General features: G+C 46.9%; 23 protein-coding genes and 1 other annotated feature. Of the genes, 1 reads left to right on the forward strand and 22 read right to left on the reverse strand.

The genetic code is table 11. From position 1 onward, the window contains the following. Positions 1 to 114 precede the first annotated feature (114 nt). From rpoC to AC1VYS_RS25395, 20 genes are all read right to left on the reverse strand, one after another. Positions 115 to 3,729, reverse strand: a complete 3,615-nt coding sequence (gene rpoC, locus AC1VYS_RS25300; RefSeq protein WP_482911921.1) for a DNA-directed RNA polymerase subunit beta' — start codon at positions 3,727 to 3,729, stop codon at positions 115 to 117. A 110-nt stretch (positions 3,730 to 3,839) separates the two neighbouring features. Beyond that, the gene (gene rpoB / locus AC1VYS_RS25305) at positions 3,840 to 7,385 is read right to left on the reverse strand and encodes a DNA-directed RNA polymerase subunit beta (protein WP_482911922.1); all 3,546 of its coding nucleotides are present in this window, start codon (positions 7,383 to 7,385) and stop codon (positions 3,840 to 3,842) included. A 414-nt stretch (positions 7,386 to 7,799) separates the two neighbouring features. Beyond that, positions 7,800 to 8,402 carry a class I SAM-dependent methyltransferase gene (locus tag AC1VYS_RS25310; protein WP_482911923.1) on the reverse strand — a complete coding sequence of 201 codons (603 nt, stop codon included), beginning with the start codon at positions 8,400 to 8,402 and terminating at the stop codon, positions 7,800 to 7,802. Positions 8,403 to 8,500: 98 nt separating this feature from the next. Beyond that, a complete protein-coding gene (gene rplL, locus AC1VYS_RS25315; protein ID WP_145336480.1) occupies positions 8,501 to 8,863 on the reverse strand; it encodes a 50S ribosomal protein L7/L12 in 363 nt (120 codons plus the stop codon). Between the two features lie 70 nt (positions 8,864 to 8,933). Further along, positions 8,934 to 9,437 carry a 50S ribosomal protein L10 gene (gene rplJ, locus AC1VYS_RS25320; protein WP_123067246.1) on the reverse strand — a complete coding sequence of 168 codons (504 nt, stop codon included), beginning with the start codon at positions 9,435 to 9,437 and terminating at the stop codon, positions 8,934 to 8,936. Between the two features lie 23 nt (positions 9,438 to 9,460). Further along, positions 9,461 to 9,607 (reverse strand) — a sequence feature (ribosomal protein L10 leader region). Positions 9,608 to 9,675: 68 nt separating this feature from the next. Further along, positions 9,676 to 10,368, reverse strand: a complete 693-nt coding sequence (rplA, locus tag AC1VYS_RS25325; protein ID WP_482911924.1) for a 50S ribosomal protein L1 — start codon at positions 10,366 to 10,368, stop codon at positions 9,676 to 9,678. Positions 10,369 to 10,462: 94 nt separating this feature from the next. Next, a complete protein-coding gene (gene rplK / locus AC1VYS_RS25330; protein WP_017692062.1) occupies positions 10,463 to 10,888 on the reverse strand; it encodes a 50S ribosomal protein L11 in 426 nt (141 codons plus the stop codon). 68 nt (positions 10,889 to 10,956) lie between these two features. Beyond that, positions 10,957 to 11,490, reverse strand: a complete 534-nt coding sequence (gene nusG / locus AC1VYS_RS25335; protein WP_145336484.1) for a transcription termination/antitermination protein NusG — start codon at positions 11,488 to 11,490, stop codon at positions 10,957 to 10,959. A 22-nt stretch (positions 11,491 to 11,512) separates the two neighbouring features. Then, complete coding sequence (gene secE, locus AC1VYS_RS25340; protein ID WP_024633600.1) at positions 11,513 to 11,704, reverse strand: preprotein translocase subunit SecE; 192 nt, start codon at positions 11,702 to 11,704, stop codon at positions 11,513 to 11,515. A 20-nt stretch (positions 11,705 to 11,724) separates the two neighbouring features. Then, the gene (gene rpmG, locus AC1VYS_RS25345) at positions 11,725 to 11,874 is read right to left on the reverse strand and encodes a 50S ribosomal protein L33 (protein ID WP_072735843.1); all 150 of its coding nucleotides are present in this window, start codon (positions 11,872 to 11,874) and stop codon (positions 11,725 to 11,727) included. Positions 11,875 to 12,184: 310 nt separating this feature from the next. Then, positions 12,185 to 12,829 carry an RNA polymerase sporulation sigma factor SigH gene (gene sigH, locus AC1VYS_RS25350; protein WP_024633601.1) on the reverse strand — a complete coding sequence of 215 codons (645 nt, stop codon included), beginning with the start codon at positions 12,827 to 12,829 and terminating at the stop codon, positions 12,185 to 12,187. A gap of 172 nt (positions 12,830 to 13,001) precedes the next feature. Beyond that, the gene (locus AC1VYS_RS25355; RefSeq protein ID WP_441930658.1) at positions 13,002 to 13,523 is read right to left on the reverse strand and encodes an NYN domain-containing protein; all 522 of its coding nucleotides are present in this window, start codon (positions 13,521 to 13,523) and stop codon (positions 13,002 to 13,004) included. A 5-nt stretch (positions 13,524 to 13,528) separates the two neighbouring features. Further along, entirely contained in the window at positions 13,529 to 14,275 is a 747-nt protein-coding gene (gene rlmB / locus AC1VYS_RS25360; RefSeq protein ID WP_482911925.1) for a 23S rRNA (guanosine(2251)-2'-O)-methyltransferase RlmB, read from the reverse strand. A gap of 49 nt (positions 14,276 to 14,324) precedes the next feature. Next, the gene (locus AC1VYS_RS25365) at positions 14,325 to 14,846 is read right to left on the reverse strand and encodes a Mini-ribonuclease 3 (RefSeq protein ID WP_482911926.1); all 522 of its coding nucleotides are present in this window, start codon (positions 14,844 to 14,846) and stop codon (positions 14,325 to 14,327) included. Further along, the gene (cysS, locus tag AC1VYS_RS25370) at positions 14,843 to 16,243 is read right to left on the reverse strand and encodes a cysteine--tRNA ligase (RefSeq protein ID WP_482915121.1); all 1,401 of its coding nucleotides are present in this window, start codon (positions 16,241 to 16,243) and stop codon (positions 14,843 to 14,845) included. Before cysS ends, AC1VYS_RS25365 begins: the two co-directional genes overlap by 4 nt. A 65-nt stretch (positions 16,244 to 16,308) precedes the next feature. After that, complete coding sequence (gene cysE, locus AC1VYS_RS25375; RefSeq protein WP_482911927.1) at positions 16,309 to 16,962, reverse strand: serine O-acetyltransferase; 654 nt, start codon at positions 16,960 to 16,962, stop codon at positions 16,309 to 16,311. Between the two features lie 512 nt (positions 16,963 to 17,474). Then, positions 17,475 to 18,929 carry a glutamate--tRNA ligase gene (gltX, locus tag AC1VYS_RS25380; protein ID WP_482911928.1) on the reverse strand — a complete coding sequence of 485 codons (1,455 nt, stop codon included), beginning with the start codon at positions 18,927 to 18,929 and terminating at the stop codon, positions 17,475 to 17,477. 33 nt (positions 18,930 to 18,962) lie between these two features. After that, positions 18,963 to 19,439, reverse strand: coding sequence for a 2-C-methyl-D-erythritol 2,4-cyclodiphosphate synthase (gene ispF / locus AC1VYS_RS25385; RefSeq protein ID WP_482911929.1), 477 nt, complete (start codon positions 19,437 to 19,439; stop codon positions 18,963 to 18,965). Then, the gene (gene ispD, locus AC1VYS_RS25390) at positions 19,436 to 20,128 is read right to left on the reverse strand and encodes a 2-C-methyl-D-erythritol 4-phosphate cytidylyltransferase (protein ID WP_482911930.1); all 693 of its coding nucleotides are present in this window, start codon (positions 20,126 to 20,128) and stop codon (positions 19,436 to 19,438) included. Before ispD ends, ispF begins: the two co-directional genes overlap by 4 nt. Before the next feature lie 101 nt (positions 20,129 to 20,229). Continuing rightward, positions 20,230 to 21,315, reverse strand: coding sequence for a PIN/TRAM domain-containing protein (locus AC1VYS_RS25395; protein ID WP_482911931.1), 1,086 nt, complete (start codon positions 21,313 to 21,315; stop codon positions 20,230 to 20,232). 172 nt (positions 21,316 to 21,487) lie between these two features. On the opposite strand from AC1VYS_RS25395, the gene AC1VYS_RS25400 reads away from it, so the two are divergent. Further along, positions 21,488 to 21,883 (forward strand): nucleoside triphosphate pyrophosphohydrolase family protein, encoded by a 396-nt coding sequence (locus AC1VYS_RS25400; protein WP_482911932.1) that lies wholly within the window; start codon positions 21,488 to 21,490, stop codon positions 21,881 to 21,883. A 155-nt stretch (positions 21,884 to 22,038) separates the two neighbouring features. On the opposite strand, the gene pssA is transcribed toward AC1VYS_RS25400, so the two are convergent. Together pssA and disA are read right to left on the reverse strand one after the other, a co-directional pair. After that, complete coding sequence (gene pssA / locus AC1VYS_RS25405) at positions 22,039 to 22,770, reverse strand: CDP-diacylglycerol--serine O-phosphatidyltransferase (protein ID WP_482911933.1); 732 nt, start codon at positions 22,768 to 22,770, stop codon at positions 22,039 to 22,041. A gap of 41 nt (positions 22,771 to 22,811) precedes the next feature. Further along, a complete protein-coding gene (gene disA, locus AC1VYS_RS25410) occupies positions 22,812 to 23,888 on the reverse strand; it encodes a DNA integrity scanning diadenylate cyclase DisA (RefSeq protein WP_154960494.1) in 1,077 nt (358 codons plus the stop codon). Positions 23,889 to 23,891: the final 3 nt, after the last annotated feature.

The following is a 23,891-nucleotide window of genomic DNA, read 5'->3' on the forward strand; positions in this document are numbered from 1 at the left end:
ATTCTAAAAAGATTTTATAAAGTTTGTGTATATCAGGCTCCGTCCGCCTCATTAATACAAACGTCGTCTCCTGACATACACATACTTTAATTCCTCAGATAGAGGAAATCTATATTAGTCTACCGAAACTGGTTCCAGTTCTTCTACTGAAGATTGGCCGTCTTCCGGCTCAGCAAATTTGATGCTGCGGTAACGGTTCATACCTGTACCTGCAGGAATCAGCTTACCGATGATAACATTTTCCTTCAGGCCGAGCAACTGATCGACTTTGCCTTTGATCGCTGCATCTGTCAATACACGTGTCGTCTCTTGGAATGATGCCGCAGAGAGGAAGGAGTCTGTTTCAAGGGATGCTTTGGTAATACCGAGCAAGATTGGTTTTGCAACCGCTGGCTCTTTATCACTCAGAATCGCAATTTTATTCGCTCTTTCGTACTCATGCGTATCTACAAATGATCCCGGCAGCAACGTTGTATCTCCTGCATCAACGATACGGATTTTACGCAGCATTTGACGGATCATAACTTCAACGTGTTTATCATTGATTTCTACGCCCTGGTTACGGTATACGCGCTGTACTTCTTGCAAAATGTAGTTCTGTACGCCACGTACGCCTTTGATGCGCAGCATTTCTTTCGGGTCAATAGAACCGTCTGTCAACTCGTCACCCGCTTCAATTTCCATACCTTCGCTTACGCGGACACGGGAACCGTAAGTAACAGAGTACACTTTGGATTCTGCTTCACCTTGAATTTCGATTTCACGACGATCTTTCGCTTCGCGAATCTCTTTAACCACACCGTCAATCTCACTGATCGTTGCTTGACCTTTAGGATTACGGGCCTCGAACAACTCCTGAATACGCGGCAAACCTTGCGTGATGTCGTCTCCGGCTACACCGCCGGTATGGAACGTACGCATTGTAAGCTGTGTTCCTGGCTCACCAATGGATTGTGCAGCAATGATACCAACCGCTTCACCAATTTCCACGTGTTTACCTGTCGCAAGGTTACGACCATAACACTTCTTGCAGACACCATGACTTGCACGGCAGCTGAGAACGGAACGGATTTGCAATTTAGTTACGCCTGCTTTGATAATCGCTTCTGCTTTGTCAGAGTCGATCAACTCATTGCGGCCAGCAATAATTTCTTTTGTTTCCGGATGACGGACAGTTTCGAAGCAGTATCTGCCTTCAATACGGTCGTAGAGATCTTCAATAACCTCTTTGCCATCCTGGATACGACTAACGGTAAAGCCTTTATCTGTACCACAATCGTCTTCACGCACAATTACGTCTTGGGCTACGTCTACGAGACGACGAGTCAGGTAACCTGAGTCGGCTGTACGCAGGGCTGTATCCGCGAGACCTTTACGCGCACCGTGAGTGGAGATAAAGTACTCGAGTACTGTCAGACCTTCACGGAAGTTAGATTTGATTGGGAGTTCGATAATTCTACCAGATGGGTTGGCCATCAGACCACGCATACCACCCAATTGGGTGATTTGTGATTTGTTACCCCGTGCTTTGGAGTCAACCATCATCATGATTGAATTGTAGCGATCCATGGATTTCATCAAAATCTCAGTGATATCATCCTTGGATTTTGACCAAATATCAATGATACGGTCATAACGCTCTTCATTCGTAATCAGACCACGACGGTACTGGTTCGTAACGATCTGCGCTTTGTCTTCGGATTGTCTGAGAATTTCGAATTTCTCAGGTGGAACGACGACATCAGACACGGCTACGGTAATACCTGCACGTGTAGAGTATGTGAATCCGAGTTGTTTGATTTTATCCAAAATAACCGCAGTTTCGGTTGTATGATAAATCTCAAAACAACGCGCGATGATGGAACCCAAATATTCTTTGCCGACACCGCCTGCTTGAGGAGCATTCATGATTGCTTCTCTCAAGTCAGTACCTTTCTCATATACGAATGAGTGATCGGCCGTACCTTGATAAAGGTTTGCACGAGTCGCATCATTGATATAAGGGAAGCTTGCCGGGAAAATTTCGTTAAAGATAATTTTGCCGACCGTTGTCAACAACATGCCTTTTTGTTGTTCTTCCGTAAAGCTTGTTTTACCAAGCGCCTTAACCGGAATAGCTACACGTGCATGCAGTCCAGCAGTACCCCGTTGGTATGCAGATACAGCCTCGTTGACTGTACGCAGTACCATACCTGTACCCTTCTCCTCTTTGTTATCCATTGTCAGATAGTATGATCCAAGGACCATATCCTGGGAAGGAGTTACAACCGGTTTACCGTCTTTCGGGTTCAAAATGTTACCTGATGCAAGCATCAGGATACGTGCTTCCGCTTGTGCTTCAGCGGACAATGGAACGTGCACGGCCATTTGGTCACCGTCAAAGTCGGCATTGTATGCCGTACATACGAGCGGGTGAAGACGAATAGCTTTACCTTCAACCAGAATCGGTTCAAACGCTTGAATACCGAGACGGTGAAGCGTAGGGGCACGGTTCAGGAGAACCGGATGCTCCTTGATTACTTCTTCAAGAACATCCCATACTTCAGGACTTACACGCTCAACTTTACGTTTTGCGCTCTTGATGTTGTGGGCAAGCCCTTTATTGACAAGCTCTTTCATGACAAAAGGCTTGAACAGTTCGAGTGCCATATCTTTAGGCAGACCACACTGATACATTTTCAGATAAGGTCCGACAACGATAACGGAACGACCGGAATAGTCAACACGTTTACCGAGCAAGTTCTGACGGAAACGACCTTGTTTACCTTTCAGCATATGGCTGAGAGATTTCAAAGGACGGTTACCCGGACCTGTAACAGGACGTCCGCGACGACCGTTGTCGATCAAAGCATCAACAGCTTCTTGCAGCATCCGCTTTTCATTTTGCACGATGATATCTGGCGCGCCCAGGTCAAGCAGACGTTTCAGACGGTTGTTCCGGTTAATCACACGGCGATACAGGTCATTCAAGTCAGACGTAGCAAAACGTCCACCATCCAGTTGTACCATCGGACGAAGTTCCGGCGGAATGACAGGAAGTACATCCATGATCATCCACTCTGGATTGTTACCAGAGTTACGGAAAGCTTCAATAACTTCCAAACGTTTGATCGCACGATTGCGGCGTTGTCCTTGTGCAGTGCGGAGCTCTTCCTTCAGGAATTCAAGCTCTTTCTCTATATCAAGGTCTTGAAGCAATTTTTTAACTGCTTCTGCGCCCATGCCAGCCTGGAAGCCGTACCCGTACTTTTCACGGTAGCTGCGATATTCCTTCTCGGACAACAGCTGTTTTTTCTCCAGTGGAGTTTCTCCTGGATCGGTTACTACATATGATGCAAAATAAATGATCTCTTCCAGAGATCTTGGAGACATATCCAATGCGAGACCCATACGGCTCGGAATACCTTTGAAATACCAGATATGAGATACCGGAGCAGCAAGCTCAATATGGCCCATCCGTTCACGACGGACTTTCGCACGAGTTACTTCAACTCCACAGCGGTCACAGACAACGCCTTTATAACGAACGCGTTTGTATTTACCGCAATGACATTCCCAGTCTTTTGTAGGGCCAAAAATCTTTTCGCAGAACAGCCCTTCTTTTTCCGGTTTCAGTGTACGATAGTTGATCGTTTCCGGTTTTTTCACTTCTCCGCGGGACCAAGAACGAATTTTCTCTGGGGAAGCAAGCCCGATCTTCATATATTCGAAATTGTTGACGTCCAACAAGGAGCAACCCTCCTTACCAAGTCCTGTAATCTAGGTTACGCCTACTCCGGCTTAGCCGGAGCAAGACGTTAGCCTGATGAAAAACGCCGGTCATCATGCGCCCGAAGCGATTACTCCGCTCCGACCTCTGTACCCTCAAGGTTGAGGCTGAGCTTATCGCTCGCAGCGTCATCTTCATCGTCTATTTCTTTCATTTCAATCTCTTGCTCATCTTCACTCAAAATCTTAACGTCCATACCCAAGCTTTGCAGCTCTTTGATCAATACTTTGAATGACTCAGGAACACCTGGTTCCGGTACATTCTCACCTTTGACAATGGACTCGTACGTTTTCACCCGACCCACAACGTCATCGGATTTAACGGTCAAGATCTCTTGCAGGGTATAAGCAGCACCATACGCCTCAAGCGCCCAAACTTCCATCTCCCCGAAACGCTGTCCACCGAATTGGGCTTTACCACCCAGCGGCTGTTGCGTAACAAGTGAGTAAGGACCTGTGGAACGGGCATGGATTTTATCATCAACCATGTGTGCCAATTTGATCATGTGCATGACACCAACGGTAACTTCACGTTCAAACTCTTCACCTGTACGACCATCATACAGCACGGTTTTACCGTTACGTTGCATACCTGCTTCTTCCATTGTATCGAAGACATCGTACTCCTTCGCTCCATCGAATACAGGTGTAGCTACGTGGATACCAAGCTGCATTGCTGCCATACCCAAGTGAACCTCAAGTACTTGACCGATGTTCATACGGGAAGGTACGCCCAGCGGGTTAAGAACGATCTGAACCGGTGTACCGTCTGGCAGGAAAGGCATATCTTCTTCCGGCAAGATACGGGCCACGACCCCTTTGTTACCGTGACGTCCGGCCATTTTATCACCCTCGGAGATTTTCCGTTTCTGGGCAATATAAACACGAACGAGCTGGTTCACACCTGGTGGCAGTTCATCTCCGTTTTCACGGGTAAATACTTTCACGTCAACTACGATACCATCGGTACCGTGAGGTACACGCAAGGATGTATCACGTACTTCACGTGCTTTTTCACCAAAGATTGCATGCAATAGACGCTCTTCTGCAGTCAATTCCGTTACCCCTTTTGGTGTAACTTTACCAACGAGAATGTCGCCAGCAGCAATTTCAGCACCGATGCGGATAATACCGCGCTCATCCAGATTACGCAACGCTTCTTCCCCAACGTTAGGGATATCACGTGTAATCTCTTCAGGTCCGAGCTTCGTATCACGAGCTTCCGACTCATATTCCTCGATGTGGATGGATGTGTAAACATCTTCCTTAACGAGTTTTTCGCTGAGTAGGATCGCATCCTCGTAGTTGTAACCTTCCCATGTCATGAAGGCAACAACAACGTTGCGTCCAAGAGCAAGTTCACCCATTTCCGTCGAAGGACCGTCAGCCAGGATATCGCCAGCTTTGACAGCAGCGCCTCTTTTCACGATCGGACGTTGGTTGATGCATGTTCCTTGGTTCGAACGCATAAATTTGTGTAATTTATATTTAACGATATCGCCTTTGACTTCCTGACCATCTACCTCTTCAACACGACGAAGCCAAATCTCGTTCGCAGAGGAACGTTCAATAATTCCGTCGTAATCGGCAACAATACATACACCGGAGTCTTTCGCAGCTTTGTGCTCCATACCCGTTCCTACAAGCGGAGCTTTAGGAATCAAGAGTGGAACCGCCTGCCGTTGCATGTTTGATCCCATCAGGGCACGGTTGGAGTCATCGTTCTCAAGGAACGGAATGAGCGCTGTAGCTACCGATACAACCTGCTTAGGAGATACGTCCATGTAGTCAACTCGTTCACTCGGCATCGTAAGGATGTTATCCGACTGTTTGTTGTAACGTACAATGATCGCATCTTCTGCAAAGGTGCTATCTTCATTCAGCTTCGCATTCGCCTGAGCGATAACATAGTTGTCCTCTTCGTCTGCTGTGAGGTAATCGATTTGTTCGGTTACCACACCAGTCTTCGGATCAACCCAGCGGTATGGAGCTTCAATGAAGCCATATTCGTTCACACGTGCAAACGTCGACAAGGAGTTGATCAAACCGATGTTCGGTCCCTCTGGTGTCTCGATCGGGCACATCCGGCCATAGTGCGATGGATGGACGTCACGGACTTCCATGCCGGCACGCTCACGAGTCAAACCGCCTGGTCCGAGTGCGGACAGACGACGTTTATGCGTCAATTCACCCAGCGGGTTCGTTTGATCCATAAACTGCGACAATTGGGAACTTCCGAAGAACTCTTTAATCGATGCAATAACAGGACGAATGTTGATCAAAGCCTGTGGTGTAATGACATTTGCATCCTGAATGGACATTCTCTCACGAACCACACGCTCCATACGGGACAATCCAATACGGAACTGGTTTTGTAAAAGTTCGCCAACAGAGCGCAGACGACGGTTACCCAAGTGATCGATATCATCCGTGCTTCCAATGCCGTGCAAAAGGTTAAGGAAGTAACTGATGGAAGAGATGATGTCTGCTGGCGTGATGTTTTTCACGGACTTGTCAATGTCACCATTGGCAATCAGCTTAACCACTTTACCATCTTCGATTGGTGAAAACACATCAATGGTTTGCATCGGGATATCATTGGCATCCAAAACGCCGTTCCCCACGTGATATGTGCGGAAGCCAACGCTTTTCTCAAGATAAGGCATGATTTCGTCGAGCAAACGACGGTCAACCATTTGACCTGCTTCTGCAATGATTTCACCTGTTTCAGCGTCGATAAGTGATTCAGCCAAACGTTGATTGAACAAACGATTTTTGATGTGAAGCTTTTTATTGATTTTGTAACGACCTACGTTTGCGAGATCATAACGTTTTGGATCAAAGAAACGTGCAACGAGCAAGCTCTTCGCATTATCCAGCGTTGGCGGCTCGCCCGGACGAAGACGCTCATAAATCTCGATAAGAGCTTTCTCCGTAGAATCGGTGTTGTCTTTGTCCAGCGTATTGCGGATATATTCGTCATTACCGAGCAAATCCAAAATCTCAGCATCTGTGCCAAAACCAAGGGAACGCAAGAGAACCGTGACCGGTATTTTACGCGTACGGTCGATCCGGACGTAAACAACGTCCTTTGCGTCCATCTCCAGCTCCAGCCAAGCGCCGCGGTTAGGAATTACAGTAGCGGTATACGTTTTTTTGGCGTTCTTATCTACTTTAGTACTGAAGTAAACGCTAGGAGAGCGAACCAACTGGCTGACAATAACCCGTTCAGCACCATTAATAATAAATGTGCCGGTACTTGTCATCAGCGGGAAATCTCCCATGAATACTTCCTGCTCTTTGACTTCTCCGGTTTCCTTATTAATGAGCCGGACTTTGACCCGAAGTGGTGCTGCATACGTAACGTCACGCTCTTTCGCGTCGTCTACCGTATACTTCGGTTCTCCGAGACTGTAATCGATAAATTCCAAAATCAAGTTACCTGTAAAATCCTGGATCGGCGAGATATCCTGGAACATTTCGCGCAACCCTTCCTCCAAAAACCAGTCGTATGATTTTTGTTGGATTTCAATCAGGTTCGGAACTTCGAGTATCTCGTTAATTCGTGCATAACTGCGCCGAGTGCGTCGACCATATTGAACAAGATGTCCTGCCAACTTAAACTCACCCCTCAATGTCTACTCACTTTAAAAATTTCGTTGCGAACCTCTGTTTGTAACCTTATAATGGTACACATACAGAGCAAAACAATGCACCCGCAAATAAAGAAAAGCCCTTATTCGAAATGTCGTTCGATAAAGGAGCAACTTTGATCGGCGGATGTCTTTCCAAATCATTCTTATCCCCAGTTTGCCCAAAATGTACATATTATACGCCAAACATAGGCATAATAAGCCCGGTTCGGCGTAAAAAAAGCTTGACATTTTTAGTTAGCTAAAGCCAAGTAGGGCATCTTAATACTGACATTTTACAACTATACCACGGCTTGAATTTCAAGTCAATAGTCCTATTGCAAAAAAAATGCTCTCCTGCTTACTTTACAAATTCGAATGAACCTCCGTACTGATCCTCTACTCTTCTTTCACCGCTTTGAAGATTCGGTAGCCTTTATCCTTCGTCACTTCTTCCACTCGTTTAAACAGCGATTCCAGCTTTGCCTTTGCAGAAGGTGCCCCCTGTTTCTTTTGAATGACAATCCATAACGATCCGCCCACCTTCAAATGATGATACGCCTGTTCAAAAATCAAATGAACTGTTTCTTTGCCAGCTCGTATAGGAGGGTTAGTCAAGATCACGTCGAAATCCCGCTCTTTTACTTCAGTTAGTAGATTACTCTGCATTACCGTAACATTTGCAATGCCATTCCCTTTGGCATTTTCTCTGGAAAGCTCAACCGCTCTTTCGTTGATATCGATCATAGTGACATGCCCATCCGGTACAAGTTTTGCTGCTGTAAGCCCGATTGGCCCGTAACCACATCCTACATCGAGAATATGAGCGCCTGACGGCAGTTCCATCGCATCAATCAACACTCTGCTGCCATAATCGACTCCATTCTTGGAAAAAACACCAGCATCCGTCACTAGTCGCAAACTAACTCCGCGAAGCACCGCTTCCGCGGCCTTGCGATCATGTGCTACTTCCGGTTTGTCCGAATAATAATGATTGGACATGCCCTCACTCACTTTCCATAGTTACATTTACAGCAACAAACCCCTTGATATAAGTCAAGGGGTTTGTTGTTTTGTTCATTCAGCTAGGATAAGCTAAATTATTTAACTTCGATTGTAGCGCCAGCTTCTTCAAGCTTAGCTTTGATAGTTTCTGCTTCTTCTTTAGAAACTTTTTCTTTCAGTGCTTTTGGAGCGTTGTCAACTACTTCTTTAGCTTCTTTCAAGCCAAGACCAGTGATTTCACGAACTGCTTTGATAACGTTGATTTTGGAAGCGCCAGCGCTTGCCAAGATTACGTCGAACTCGGATTGCTCAGCTTCAGCTGAAGCCGCGCCGCCACCTACAGCAGCTACTGGAGCTGCAGCAGTTACGCCGAATTCTTCTTCGATTGCTTTAACAAGATCGTTCAGTTCCAGTACAGTCATGCCTTTGATTGCTTCCAAGATTTGCTCTTTACTCATGATTGAACCTCCATATATAATTTTATTTTTTTTATTTCATTACTGCTAGGCAGTATTCAGATCAAGTAGCTTACGCGCCTTGTTCTTCTTTGTCTGCAACAGCTTTAACCGCAAGCGCGAAGTTGCGCACTGGCGCTTGAAGCACGCTGAGGAGCATGGAGAGGAGACCTTCGCGGGATGGCAGTTCTGCCAACGCTTTAACTTCTTCTTCTCCAATTACACGACCTTCTACGACAGCACCTTTCAATTTCAGTGCATCGTTCTTCTTAGCGAAGTCGTTCAGAATTTTGGCTGGAGCTACAGCATCTTCTCCGCTGAATGCAATCGCAGTAGGACCTGTCAGAACGCTATCGAGTTCTGTCAATTCTGCTGCTGCAGTTGCACGGCGAAGCAATGTGTTTTTCAGCACTTGGAATTCGATTCCGGCTTCACGAAGCTGCTTGCGCAGTTCAGTAGCTTGGGCAACGTTCAATCCGCGGTAGTCGACAACAACTGTTGTCACGCTTTCGCGCAATTTTGCTGTTACAACATCAACGGACTCTTGTTTTGCTTGAATCACTTTTGCGTTTGCCAATCTGTACACCTCCTGATCAAATTTATCCCATTAAGAAAAGCCTCCGTAGAATCACGAAGGCTTGATATATACTCGCATCCGATTTGCATCGTTCAAGTTGTATAATCACACCTCGGTAGGAAATTAAGCCATAAGGCACCTACTGTCTACGGCAAGCATATTCAAATGTCAACGGTCAGTCACTCGGACTCACAACTTTTATAGATTATCAGAACAGGACGAACCTGTCAAGAACAATTTATCTAAAAGCTGCTGCGTTCACGCGTGCGCCAGGGCCCATCGTAGAAGAAAGACTTACGTTCTTCAGATAAACACCTTTAGCTGCCGCCGGTTTAGCACGGTTCAGAGCTTCCATGAGAGCTTTGAGGTTCTCATTCAGTTGCTCGGAAGAGAAAGAAGCTTTACCGATCGGTGCATGAATTTGACCTGCACGATCCAGACGATATTCGATTTTACCGGCTTTAATTTCTTGAACAGCCTTAGTTACATCGAAAGTTACCGTTCCGGCTTTAGGGTTAGGCATCAGGCCTTTACCGCCGAGCAGACGGCCCAATTTACCTACTTCACTCATCATATCTGGTGTCGCTACGCAGACGTCGAACTCGAACCAGCCTTGTTGGATTTTGTTGATCATGTCTGCATCACCAACATAGTCCGCGCCAGCCGCTTCCGCTTCTTTCGCTTTGTCACCTTTTGCAAATACCAATACGCGTTGTGTTTTACCTGTACCGTGTGGCAAGACAACAACACCACGTACCGCCTGGTCTTGCTTACGAGGGTCTACGCCCAAACGAACTGCTGCTTCGATAGTTTCATCGAATTTTGCAGTAGCTGCCTTTTTCACAAGCTCTACAGCTTCTGAAGGCTCGTAAGTTGCTTCGCTGTCGATCAGCTTAGCAGCTTCCAGGTATTTTTTACCGTGTTTAGCCATGTTATATTCCTCCTTTGTGGTTTTAGCGGATATACCTCCCACATTGACCGGCCGCGAATCGGCCGGCTTTACGAAGCCATGTTTCGTGTGAAAATTAGTCTTCGATGGTGATACCCATGCTGCGGGCAGTACCTTCGACCATACGCATTGCGGACTCAACGTCTGCTGCATTCAGGTCAGGCATTTTTGTTTCCGCGATTTGACGTACCGCATCACGTTTAACGGTAGCAACTTTTTTCTTGTTCGGTTCGCCGGATCCTTTTTCAACTTTAGCTGCCACTTTCAACAGAACTGCTGCAGGTGGAGTTTTAGTGATGAATGTAAAGGAACGGTCCTCGAATACAGAAATTTCAACTGGAATAATCAATCCCGCTTGATCAGCTGTACGAGCGTTGAATTCTTTACAGAATGCCATGATGTTGACACCTGCTTGACCCAATGCCGGACCTACTGGTGGTGCTGGATTTGCTTTACCTGCTGGAATCTGCAGTTTTACCATTTTGATTACCTTTTTTGCCATGATTGACACCTCCTTGCAAAATAGTGGTTAACGGGCCTCGCAGCCCTCCCACAAGAAACTTGAAGAAACTATATCTTCTCCACTTGGGTGTATTCCAACTCAAGCGGTGTTTCCCGTCCAAACATGTTAACGTGTACCTTGAGCTTGCTTTTGTCTACCAAAATTTCTTCCACGGAGCCCACAAAATTCGCAAAAGGACCGACTTTGATTCGTACGGATTCCTTAATCTCGAATTCAATTTTAGGCTTAGGTTCAACCATACCCATGTGCTTCAGAATTTGTTCCACTTCTTCTGGCAACAAGGCTGTTGGTTTGGAACCGGAACCTGTCGAACCGACAAAGCCGGTAACACCTGGCGTGTTGCGAACAACATACCAAGAATCATCCGTCTGAACCATTTCGACCAAGACATAACCGGGGTAAACTTTACGCATAACGGTTTTTTTCTTACCGTCTTTGTTTACCACTTCTTCTTCCATCGGAACAAGAACTCGGAAAATCTTGTCTTCCATGCCCATGGACTCTACGCGTTTTTCCAAATTGGCTTTGACCTTATTTTCATACCCTGAATAGGTATGAACGACGTACCATCTTTTTTCCATATCAAGCCACCTGGGACCCTTCTTAAATAATCGCTTCGATCACAGCGGAGATGCCGATATCTACGACCCAAAAAAACAGCGTCATAACCACAACAGTACCAAGTACGATTAACGTGTAGTTCGTCAGCTCTTTACGATTAGGCCAGCGAACCTTTTTAAGTTCAGCCCAGCTTTCAGAGAAAAAGGAAATCAGAGATTTGAAACTACGTTTCACGCCGACTACACCTCCAAAAACTATCTGGTTTCGCGATGAGAAGTCTGCTCGTTACAAAACTTGCAAAATTTCTTCATCTCCATGCGGTCGGGGTGATTACGCTTGTTTTTTGTCGTAGTGTAATTTCTTTGTTTGCAGTTAGTACAAGCCAAAGTAATAATTACCCGCATGATGTACACCTCCCGAAGACTTCCACATTGAAGCAGAGTCTCTAAATTGATCCTGAAAAAAAAGCCATAAAATAGGCCTACCTAAAACACTTTATCACAAGGGTATAAGCATGTCAATGAAAGAATAACCTTTCATCGTTGGGTATTAATTCCGTACAAAACGCAACGTATCTCTCATCTCTGATTTTTTCACTGCTCCGGCATGAACCGAGCGATTACTAGTATTTATCAAACCTTGACAATATAAACTTCAGACAATAAAAAAAGACTCAAATACCGAGCCTTTTCCTCCAACGACAACAACCTTTGTTCAATTATCTCGAACTTCCAGGTACTTTTCAAGTTTGCGCTTTACACGCTGCAATGCATTATCGATAGACTTGACATGACGATCCAAATCCACTGCAATCTCTTGATAAGATCTCCCGTCCAGGTACAACATCAGTACTTTACGTTCTAGGTCACTCAAAATCTCAGACATTTTATCTTCCAGGCCCACAAACTCTTCCTGGTTAATAATCAACTCTTCCGGATCGCTGACCTGAGTTCCACAAATCACATCGAGTAACGTACGATCAGACTCTTCATCATAAATGGGCTTGTCCAGAGATACATAAGAATTAAGCGGAATATGCTTCTGACGTGTGGCTGTCTTGATCGCCGTAATAATCTGTCTCGTGATGCACAGTTCGGCAAATGCCTTGAACGAAGCAAGCTTGTCCCCTTTGAAATCACGAATGGATTTGTAAAGGCCAATCATTCCTTCTTGAATAATATCTTCCCGGTCAGCTCCGATCAAAAAATAAGATCTTGCCTTGGCGCGTACAAAGTTGCGATACTTGTTGATCAAAAACTCCAGCGCTTCGCTTTCGCCTTCACGGACCGCTTCGACAATGTCTTCGTCACTTTGGTAATCATACTTGGATAACATGATATCTTTGAGGTCGACACTCACAGACAATCCCTCCGGCTGCAACGCAAGGTACCCCGTTACTCTACTCTATGAAATATACGATCAGTATATATGATGGTACCTCCAACCGTCAACCACGCTATCCCTAAAAAAGAACACCTATAACATAATTGTCAATAGTTTCAATATTGTAAAATTTGTAAAAAACCCGCTGTCAGCCTCGTCTCCAGCGTTCAAACTGCTGCAATACATCCGGGCTTAATTTGCCCCCGATTGTGTTACGAGTTAACTTAGCCTGATCCTCGGCAAGTCGCTGCTGTAACTCTTTTTCATTCTGCTCTACTTCAATCAGCAACTCTCTGGCAGATATTCGCAGAGCTCCCTGTCCAAAGATGACATGTTGCTCAACCATATCGCTGGTAGCTACATAGATTTGGCGTCTTCGCATGCTTAGTTCCCGAACGAGCCTTTCGATGCATTCGTCTGCCGTCTCTTTTTCCTTTGTAAAATAAATCTGAACTTTGCTTTGGGTAAAGGATTTGCCGAGTCCTGGCACAAGGTAGGCGTCAAACACAACAATGACACGGCGGCCGGAAAATGCCTGATAGTCTGCTAGCCGAAAGAGCAGTCTGTTGCGAGCCTCTTCAAGCCCACTCTCCGCCAGCTTGGATAATTCCGGCCAATCACCGATCATATTATACCCGTCTACAAGAAGCACATCACGGGAATCAGCCATAACATTTATTCCTGCGCTTGGCGGGAGCGAAGCACCTCGTACATGACAACACCCGCTGCCACGGAGGCATTCAGGGAATTAATCTGACCTTGCATTGGCAGTTTAACCAGCACATCACATTTCTCACGAATAAGACGCCCCATACCTTTGTTCTCATTCCCTATGACAAGTGCTACCGGACCAGTAAACACACCATTTCCGAACACACCTTCACGTGCAGTGATATCTGTACCTACAACCCATACTCCTTCTTCTTTGAGACGATCGATCGTTTGCGCTAAATTGCTTACACGGGCAACCGGAACATACTCTGCCGCACCTGCTGATGTTTTGGACACCGTTGCCGTTACAGAAGCCGAGCGCCGCTTAGGAACAATAACCCCGTGAGCTCCTGTGCAGTCTGCTGTACGCAAGATAGAGCCAAGATTGTGAGGATCTTCAACCTCATCGAGCAAAATCAAAAACGGTTGCTCATTTTTGGATTTTGCCGCTTCCAGAATATCTTCAACCTCAACATAGGCATAAGGTGCCGCCTGAGCGACTACACCCTGATGCTGAATACCGGGGACAGTCTGATCCAGCTTACGCTTGTCCACATGCTGAATGACAATCCCCTGTTTTTTTGCCTCCGCAATAATCGGTTGTGTCAAATGTTTCTGCGCCGTATCGGCGATCCATATTTTATTAATGGTCCGGCCTGAACGCAGCGCCTCCGTTACGGAGTGTTTACCGGCAATCCATTCTTCTTCCATCCTTGTTCGTTCCTCTCTGTATTGCTTGTTATATATTTCAATCCTGAAGCTATTTCGTTGTTGATGCAGATGCTTGTTCCGCCAGCTCAATACCCAGCCCGATCAGTTGAATCATGCGATCATGCTGACTACTGCTGTACAAATAGCCGATCAGACATTCAAAAGCTGTTGCATGTCTGTATTCCAGCACATCAGCATTTTTCGGAACACTGCCCGATTTGGCATTCCGCCCTGACCGTACAACATCCTGCTCTTCTTCTGTCAGTTCAGCCTCAATACTTGTCAGTATGCGGCTTTGCGCTTTGGCAGATACCAGTTTCGTTGCGCTACGATGCAAATGATTGGGGCGCATGTTCGCTTTGGATAACAGATATTGCCTTACTGCAACCTCATATACCGCATCACCAATGTAAGCCAGAGCGATCGGCGGAATCAGCCTTGCAGGTCTGGAAGGGGGATAAGGAAACCATCCACCTTCTGAGACATCCGCCTGATTCTTCGCTTCAGCACCCTCAACCTGCTCAATCCATTCGACAGATTTAGATAAAATATTCTTTTTCTCTTCGCTCATTTACGCCGCCATCTCATGCCCTGCGCAGTATCCTCAAGCAGGATTCCCTGAGCCGACAGTTCATCACGAATTTCGTCTGCACGAGCCCAGTTTTTGGATTTGCGTGCCTCCACGCGCTCTTGGATAAGACGTTCAATGTCCTCATCGAGAAGCTCTGGCTCAACGTCCGTATAAATTCGAAGCACAGCATTCAGTTCAGTGAATAATTCCAGCAACGCATGAATCTCAGCGGCATTCACTACATCCTGCTGTAATAACTGATTCGCTTCCGCAGCCCATTCGAACAATGCGGTGATTGCATCCGGTGTATTAAAATCATCCTGCATTTTTTCATGATACTGCTGTCGAATCTGGTCTAGTCTTGCTGAAAATTCCGGTGTAATCTCCTGATTAACAGACACAGCTCCTAGGCGGTGTTTCAGGTTACCTACCGCATTCGCAATCCGATCCACACTGTTTTGCGCCTGTTCCATCGTATCTTCCGTGAAATTGAGCGGATTACGATAGTGGGTGGACAACATAAAGTAACGAATCGCTTCACGTTTGTACTGATCACGCAGGTCTTTTACCAGAACGCCGTTACCGAGGGATTTCGACATTTTTTCGTTATCAATACGAATAAAACCGTTATGCATCCAGTAATTCGCCAAAGGTGCACCTGTGATTGCCTCGGACTGTGCGCATTCGCATTCATGGTGAGGGAACTGCAAATCCTGTCCACCGCCGTGAATATCTAGCGTGTCACCAAGGTATTCCCTTGCCATGGCAGAGCACTCGATATGCCAGCCTGGACGGCCATCGCCCCAAGGGCTAGACCAGAAGATCTCGCCTGGTTTTGCTGCTTTCCAGAGCACAAAATCTTCCGGATGTTCCTTCCGTTCATCTACACCGATCCGAATACCGAACTGCAACTCCTGCAGGTTTTGTTTCGACAGCTGACCGTATTTTTCGAACTTTCCTGTTCGATAATATACATCACCGCCATTTTCATAAGCAAAACCCTTTTCAACCAGTTCACGGATAAAATCAATAATTAGCGACATGTTCTCGGTTACCCTTGGGTTGCTACTGGCTTTAGGAATACCTAGCCCCTCCAAGTCCGCGTAATAAGCGGCAATAAACTTTTCAGCCACATGCGGTACGTCTGTGCCAAGCTGCTCCGCTTTGCGGATCAGTTTGTCATCCACATCGGTAAAGTTCACGACATAATTCACTTCATGTCCCGTTTGCTCCAGATATCCACGAACCGTGTCGAAAAAGATTACAGGGCGTGCATTACCAATATGAATGTAGTCATATACAGTTGGTCCGCATACATACATTTTTACTTTACCAGGCTCTTGTGGGACAAACTCCTCTTTGGTGCGACTCATCGTATTATAAATCTGAAGTGTCATAGTCACTTTCCTTTCATCCTAAACTGCTTTTTACTTGATTTCATGGTTTATGTTCATCAATGGAGTTATGTGCACTTCTCCGATTCTCGCGTATTTTGCAAAGTACGCACTTCCTCCTGCAGTCGTTCAATCTCACGCTGCATGCTACGTAAAGAGTCAATGACCGGATCGGGCAATTGTTGATTGAGACGATCCACCCGTCGTCCATCCTGCTTGACGATTCTGCCTGGGATTCCCACCACCGTACTATTTGCAGGAACTTCTTTCAATACAACGGAATTCGCCCCGATGTTGCTCTGATCCCCGACACGAAATGATCCCAGTACCTTTGCGCCAGATGAGATAACCACATTATTACCAATCGTGGGGTGTCTCTTTCCTTTTTCTTTCCCTGTTCCCCCAAGAGTTACTCCTTGATAGATCACGACATCGTCACCAATCTCACAGGTTTCTCCAATAACAACACCCATACCGTGGTCAATGAACAAACGCTCTCCAATCGTAGCCCCGGGATGAATCTCTATCCCTGTCATAAACCGGCTAACCTGTGATATGAACCGGGCGAACGAATACCATCTTCGTTTGTATAGATTGTGAGCAAATCGATGGGCCCATATGGCATGCAACCCCGAATACGTAAATACGACTTCAAACCAACTCCGGGCGGCCGGATCATTTTCAAAGACCGTCTGAATATCGGATCTGATCTTCTTGAACATGCTCGTTCCCCTCTTGTTCCGGTTCTCGTCCTCCGGGTTCGCCGGACGGCGTGTTCCTTGGTATTATACTTGCGCACTCGCCTAAACAAAAAACGCCCCTGCAGCACGAAGCTGCAGAGGCGTTAGTCGCGGTCCCACTCTGCTTGGCACATTCTTGAAAAGAATGCGCCCTCTGGCGGTTCGGTAACGAGAACCAGTCGTCGCCATCTATCCTGACGTTTCCCTCTATCCTGTGGACAGAGGCGGGGCCGGATTCGACAGTGCAGCTCACGGGTGCATTTCAGACTGCTGGACAGTGGACGGCTCACAGCCACCACCCGTCAAACAGATCCAATATCTGTTCGCGCGCGGGGCCATCCTCTCTGGGTCTGTCCGGATCAGCTTACTTCTCCCGGTCTTTGCTGTTCTATATGAACGTATTATGACAATTCAACCTTGTGTTGCTATTATAGCGAAAAGCCTTTGGACTGACAACCGGCAGAATCCAATTACATAAGTTGAACAATGAAAACTTACACTCGTGCCAGCAAACGCTGGATGACAGTGTCACGGCCCAGTAGCACTATGGTCTGATTAAGATCACGTCCATGTGTCTGTCCGGTCAAAGCAACGCGGATAGGCATAAAGAGCTGTTTGCCCTTGAAGCCTGTTTCCTTCTGCACTTCTTTGATCAGAGCAGCCATTTTACTTGGGGTAAATTCGTCACTTGCCTGTACTTTATCCGCAAATGCCTTCAATACGGTTGGAACCTGCTCTTCAGCAAGCACCGCAGCGCCTTCGCTTTCCAGTTCAACCTCTGGACGGAAGAATACTTCGGACAGTTCCACGATATCGGATGCAGCATTCATCTGTTCCTGATAGAGGTGTACGAGCGTATATGCCCACTCTTTTTGTTCAGATGACAGCTCCGCAGGTAGACGTCCCGCTTTTTGCAGATGCGGTATAGCCATCTCGGCAATTCGTGCAGGGTCCGCATTTTTGATGTAATGGTTATTCAAGTGCGCCAGCTTGTGTGTATCAAATACAGCCGGGCTTTTGGATAGACGCTTCGTATCAAAGATAGAGATCAACTGCTCTTGTGAAAAGATTTCTTCTTCCCCTTCCGGCGACCAGCCAAGCAGGGAAATGAAGTTAAACATCGCTTCCGGCAGATAGCCGAGCTGATCATATTGCTCAATAAACTGAATGACGGATTCATCGCGTTTACTCAGTTTTTTGTGATTTTCATTCACGATCAGCGTCATATGACCGAATTGCGGCGGCTCCCAGCCAAGCGCTTCATAGATCATCAGCTGACGCGGCGTGTTGGAGATATGATCCTCCCCACGCAGTACGTGGGAGATCTTCATCAAGTGATCATCCACGGCAACGGCATAGTTGTACGTGGGAATGCCGTCCTTTTTCACAATGACAAAGTCGCCTGATTCCTTGCTATTGAACGAGATTGTGCCTTTGACCATATCGTTGAATGTATATGTGCGGTCTGCTGGTACACGGAAACGAATGCTCGCCACGCGGCCTTCCGCCTCAAACGCTTCGATCTGCTCCGGTGTCAGGTCACGGTGTTTCCCAGAGTAACGCGGAGTTTCTCCACGAGCCGACTGTTCTTCGCGCTCCTGCTCCAGCTCTTCTTCCGTGCAGTAGCAACGATAAGCCAGACCTTTGTCCAACAGTTCTTGCGTGTATTTGTGATACAAATCCAAACGCTCAGTCTGACGGTACGGCCCGTATTCTCCGCCTACATCAATACTCTCATCCCACTCGATCCCGAGCCATTTCAAGTACTTCAGCTGGCTTTCTTCTCCGCCTGCAATGTTCCGCTTCACGTCCGTATCTTCAATACGAATGATAAATTTTCCGTTATTATGTTTGGCATACAAGTAGTTAAACAGCGCAGTACGAGCGTTCCCGATATGCAGGTGTCCCGTTGGGCTTGGTGCGTAGCGCACCCGAATTTCTGTGCTCATATGATCCCCTCCGTCTCTAATTGATTGATAATATCACACACGTACCAGGCATACAACGGATTGGGCTGCAATTCCCTCTCCCCGTCCAGGAAACCCAAGTTGCTCTGTTGTCGTTGCCTTCACGTTCACTTGTGTTATATCTGCTTCCAGTGCTTTGGCAATCACCTCAGCCATCTGCGGGATATACGGTGCCATCTTAGGCTTCTGGGCAATAATCGTTGAATCGATATTTCCAAGCTTATACCCGCGATCCTTCACTAGCTGCCATACGTGTTCGAGTAATTTCAAGCTGTCGGCATCCTTGAATTCCGGATCGGTATCCGGGAAATGCTTGCCGATATCTCCAAGTGCCAGCGCACCAAGAATAGCATCGCTGATGGCATGCAGCAGCACGTCTGCGTCCGAGTGACCCAGCAGCCCTTTTTCATAAGGAATAGTTACCCCGCCAATAATACACGGTCTACCCTCAACCAACTGGTGCACGTCAAATCCTTGTCCTACACGTATCATCGCTTCTTCTCTCCCTCAAGCCAAAACGCGGCATACTGTAAATCTTCCGGTGTCGTTAGTTTGATGTTGGTATAACTGCCTTCCACAACCTTAACCGACATTCCCTGGCGTTCAGCCAGCATGGCATCATCCGTCCCCAGAAACCCGTCCCGTTCCGCGGATTCATAAGCCTCCAGCAGGGAAGAAAGACGAAAAGCCTGCGGGGTTTGAATGCTCCACAGACTGCTGCGATCAGGTGTCGCTGTAACTACACCTTCCGCATTCACTTGTTTAATCGTATCCTTCACCGGCACAGCCAGCACAGCACCTCCGCCTGATGAAGCGGCAGCCATACAGTCTCTGATCTGCTCTCGGGTCACAAAAGGACGCACCCCGTCGTGAACAAGAACACCTTCGGTGCCGAGAGCCCGAAGGCCCTCATGAACCGAATGCTGTCTCTCTTTCCCTCCGGGGATCACGCGGACACGCGTTTCCAGTTGGTATTCTTTTACCCATTCCAGGCATCGTTCAACATCTGCAGCGCCAGTAACAAGAATCATCTCACGGATCTCGTCAAGAGCCGCAAATACTTCAAGCGTATGTATGAAAACGGGCTTGTCCTGTAGCAGCAAAAACTGTTTACTCTCGGTCGTTCCCATTCGGGTTCCCCGACCTGCCGCCACAACGACAACGCCCCAACCTTTATCCATGCCGCAATCCCTGCCTTGTCTGTCAGTTTATCGCCGGACGACACTTCATATCAGATCTGATGTCCATCATCGTACAACGATACACTACCCATCATACCGCTTTATTGGGCTTTTTCCAACAGTTTCGGCTTGGCAAAAATCATTCGTCCCGCAGACGTCTGCAGCACACTGGTCACCAGCACTTCCATCATCATGCCGATATACTCCCGTCCACCTTCGACTACGATCATCGTTCCGTCATCCAGATAGGCTACGCCTTGCCCGTGTTCCTTGCCGTCCTTAATAATCTGCACCATGATCTCTTCTCCTGGCAGCACAACTGGCTTCACCGCATTTGCAAGATCATTGATATTGAGCACCGATACCCCTTGAAGTTCACAGACTTTGTTCAGGTTAAAATCATTGGTGACAACCTTGCCCTGAAGCACTTTGGCGAGTTTCACCAGTTTGCTGTCCACCTCGGAAATTTCTTCAAAATCTCCTTCGTAGATCAATACCTGCACATCAAGCTCCTTCTGAATTTTGTTCAAAATATCCAGGCCACGGCGACCGCGGTTACGCTTAAGCAGATCCGATGAGTCTGCAATATGCTGCAGCTCTTCCAATACAAATTCCGGGATAACAATCGTGCCCTCGATGAATCCGGTTTTGCAGATATCTGCGATTCTGCCGTCAATAATGACGCTGGTGTCCAAGATTTTATGTTCTTCCATTCTTCGCTGCTCTTCAGGCTCAGGGTGCCCCCATCGTCCTGACTTCCAGAATGCGGCCAGATCGTCTTTCTTGGCCATAGCCAAACTATACCCGGAATATGCCGCAATCACGGTCAGGGCTATCTGGAGCACCTCTCCTGCGCTTCCGAGCCAGGTCAAGCAAGGATACAGCAGCAATGCAAACAGTAGTCCAGCTACGATGCCTGCCGCGCCAGCAGCAAGTTCATTCATGGGAATTCTGGCTAAGGAATCGATACCACTGTTTAATCTGTTGGCCATCACTGTGCCGCCGATCGTGCATACGGACATAAAAAGTACTGCTCCCAGCAGTGTTGATACGCCAGCTCCCAGCAATCCCGCGGACTGAATCCATTCAGCCATCCAGGGAATAGACTTGCCTGCCAGATGATAAGCCGTGTACCCGAACCATGCGCCGCACAATCCAGTAAAAGTTAAAATGCCTTTTCTCCACATGAGTTCCTGCACCTCCTCAATCATTCTTCATCTTCATATCCAGTATGATCCAATTTTTGAAAAGCTAATCGCGACAGCATGAAGTTTTTGGAAATGTTGCATTCGTCAGTTGAAAGTAAGACTTTTATTGGCATATAATGAATTCAATTCATATCCCGAGGTGAGTAGCAAAATGAGTACGCTAAGTTTACAGGCTTTTCAGGATCAAGTTTCCGAACTGTTGCTGCGCCATCGCAGCCTGATTGATGTACTGTCCAAAACGGGACAAGCCGGAGCCTCTGTTAATCGCGCAGTGTCCAAAGCCATTACCGAATGCGGCTGCATTGAGCTGCACGCCACCAAACAGCAGTACGCTCCCGAGAGTGGTATTTCTCAAGCCAAAGGTCTGCTGGAAACCCATGTGGAAGGTGAGTTGTGTGAGAATTGCAAAGAGGTGATTAGCGCCGAGTTGGGCCGAAATCTGTTCTATATGTCTGCACTTTGCAATCTGCTGGACATCAATATGGAAGAGGTTGTGAATCACGAATCACAGAAATGTTCGACGCTTGGGATGTTTAATCTGTCTTAGTTAATCGGTCTCTCGTTACTTGGTCATAGATCAAAGAATACAAACCAAAAAGCACGTACACTCCTTGTTAGGAAATGTACGTGCTTTTTTAATTTTTTTTGCATTGGCTCTCGGGGATCTTTCCGAGTGGGTAAGTTCGCTAGAAGCCCTGCATTTTAATTGTCAGAAGATCGCGATGACTTTCTGTCCTTACGTTTTTTCGCACGATTGCGAGAAGCTGCAGTTCTTACACTGTGTCTCATGCCATATAGAGCATATAACACTAACGGAATAAATATCAGCTTGGAGAGTTGATCTGGAAAAAGAACAGCTAGCGCAACCGCAAGCAACACAACCCATGGAGCGATCCAGATTGCCTTGCGAGGCAGTCCGACTTTTTTGAAATTGGGATATTTCAGTGAGCTGACCATCAAATAAGACAACAGCAGCGTAGCAATCATCATACTAATGGGTCCGATATCCTTGTGAAACAGGGACAGCGTAGCCAGTACACCGCCTGCAGCGGGAATAGGCAAGCCTGTGAAATACCCCGGAATGCCCGGGCGCACGTTAAATCTCGCCAAACGAATCGCACCACAGATCGGAAAAGCCGCCGTTGCGATCCAGGCAAAGATCGGCATGGAATCCTGAAAAGACACCATGAAAATAATCAACGCAGGCGCTGCACCAAAGGATACCATATCAGATAATGAATCCAGCTCCTTGCCAAATTCACTTTGTGCATTCAGTGCTCTTGCCACCCGCCCATCCAGACCGTCGAGCAGCATCGCAATGATAACCATAATCGCGGCTGAGCTATATTTTCCGTTAATGGCCAGCAAAATAGCCAGCATACCAAGAAACAGATTTCCTAAGGTAAAAAGATTTGGAATGAATCTGGTTAACATGTTGCTTCACCTCATCCATTAGAAGCCGTTATAAGCCAATCCTACATCTGTCTGTCAATAAACATCTGCTCTTGCAGACGTTTGAGGCCTTCCTTGATGGTACGGGCACGAACCTCGCCAATGCCGTCCACTTCATCGAGTTCTTCAATCGTTGCCATGATGACATGAGGTAATTGCTCAAATTGATCCACCAGGTTATGAATAATTACATTAGGCAAACGAGGGATCTTATTTAATACCCGATATCCGCGCGGGGCAACCGAATCTTCAGATGTTGCCGCAGAAGAAGGATAACCAAGGAGCCGTACAATATGATGTGCATCAAGCAATTCATCGTCCGACAATCTTTTTAAGCCCATAATAATTTCACGAATCTTGTCGTCGCTATCATCCCGTGCATAGTCTTTATACAGTAGCCATGCTTCTTCCTCTGTAGTACCTACGAGTTCTTCCATTTGCATGGAAATGAGCCTTCCTTCGTTCCCCAGTTCATCAATGTACCGTTCAATCTCCGTTTTGATCCGCAGTACCATTTCTGTTCGCTGAATAACATTAACCACCTCAGGAATCGTCACCAGCTCCTCAAATTCGGAAGCACTCAGATTCGTAAGAGATTGCTTCAAGACGGCTTTATACTTTTCGAGCGTTTGAATCGCCTGATTGGCTTTGGTCAAAATAACCCCTATTTCCTTAAGCGAATATCTAAGGGTTCCCTGGTACAGGGTAATAATATTCCGGCGCTGTGAGATGGAAACGACCAATTTGCCGGTTTGTTTCGCTACTCGCTCTGCGGTCCGGTGACGAATGCCTGTCTCTGAGGAAGAGATGGAGGAGTCGGGAATCAGCTGTGTGTTGGCATACAAAATCCGCTTCAAATCCTCACTCAGAATAATGGCACCGTCCATTTTGGCAAGCTCATACAGGTAGTTCGGGGAGAAATCACAGTTAATCGAAAATCCCCCATCCACCACTTCCATTACTTCAGGGCTGTATCCTACAACAAGCAGTGCGCCCGTCTTGGCGCGCAGCACATTTTCCAGACCTTCGCGGAAAGGTGTACCTGGTGCGATCAGCCTTAACAAATCATTCATATTGTCCAGTTGGCTTGAATCCTTCATCTT

It is taken from the genome of Paenibacillus sp. G34 (assembly GCF_056856875.1).

What these genes read in the sequence shown, in the direction of transcription:
- AC1VYS_RS25310 (WP_482911923.1), bottom strand. Translation starts at nt 8,402, where the DNA reads ATGTCCAATCATTATTATTCGGACAAACCGGAAGTAGCACATGATCGC.
- nusG (WP_145336484.1), bottom strand. Translation starts at nt 11,490, where the DNA reads ATGGAAAAAAGATGGTACGTCGTTCATACCTATTCAGGGTATGAAAAT.
- cysE (WP_482911927.1), bottom strand. Translation starts at nt 16,962, where the DNA reads ATGTTCAAGAAGATCAGATCCGATATTCAGACGGTCTTTGAAAATGAT.
- rplK (WP_017692062.1), bottom strand. Translation starts at nt 10,888, where the DNA reads ATGGCAAAAAAGGTAATCAAAATGGTAAAACTGCAGATTCCAGCAGGT.
- rpmG (WP_072735843.1), bottom strand. Translation starts at nt 11,874, where the DNA reads ATGCGGGTAATTATTACTTTGGCTTGTACTAACTGCAAACAAAGAAAT.
- disA (WP_154960494.1), bottom strand. Translation starts at nt 23,888, where the DNA reads ATGAAGGATTCAAGCCAACTGGACAATATGAATGATTTGTTAAGGCTG.
- gltX (WP_482911928.1), bottom strand. Translation starts at nt 18,929, where the DNA reads ATGAGCACAGAAATTCGGGTGCGCTACGCACCAAGCCCAACGGGACAC.
- ispF (WP_482911929.1), bottom strand. Translation starts at nt 19,439, where the DNA reads ATGATACGTGTAGGACAAGGATTTGACGTGCACCAGTTGGTTGAGGGT.
- AC1VYS_RS25400 (WP_482911932.1), top strand. Translation starts at nt 21,488, where the DNA reads ATGAGTACGCTAAGTTTACAGGCTTTTCAGGATCAAGTTTCCGAACTG.
- AC1VYS_RS25395 (WP_482911931.1), bottom strand. Translation starts at nt 21,315, where the DNA reads ATGTGGAGAAAAGGCATTTTAACTTTTACTGGATTGTGCGGCGCATGG.
- AC1VYS_RS25365 (WP_482911926.1), bottom strand. Translation starts at nt 14,846, where the DNA reads ATGAGCGAAGAGAAAAAGAATATTTTATCTAAATCTGTCGAATGGATT.
- cysS (WP_482915121.1), bottom strand. Translation starts at nt 16,243, where the DNA reads ATGACACTTCAGATTTATAATACGATGAGTCGCACCAAAGAGGAGTTT.
- ispD (WP_482911930.1), bottom strand. Translation starts at nt 20,128, where the DNA reads ATGGATAAAGGTTGGGGCGTTGTCGTTGTGGCGGCAGGTCGGGGAACC.
- AC1VYS_RS25355 (WP_441930658.1), bottom strand. Translation starts at nt 13,523, where the DNA reads ATGGCTGATTCCCGTGATGTGCTTCTTGTAGACGGGTATAATATGATC.
- pssA (WP_482911933.1), bottom strand. Translation starts at nt 22,770, where the DNA reads ATGTTAACCAGATTCATTCCAAATCTTTTTACCTTAGGAAATCTGTTT.
- rplA (WP_482911924.1), bottom strand. Translation starts at nt 10,368, where the DNA reads ATGGCTAAACACGGTAAAAAATACCTGGAAGCTGCTAAGCTGATCGAC.
- rplL (WP_145336480.1), bottom strand. Translation starts at nt 8,863, where the DNA reads ATGAGTAAAGAGCAAATCTTGGAAGCAATCAAAGGCATGACTGTACTG.
- rlmB (WP_482911925.1), bottom strand. Translation starts at nt 14,275, where the DNA reads ATGGAAGAAGAATGGATTGCCGGTAAACACTCCGTAACGGAGGCGCTG.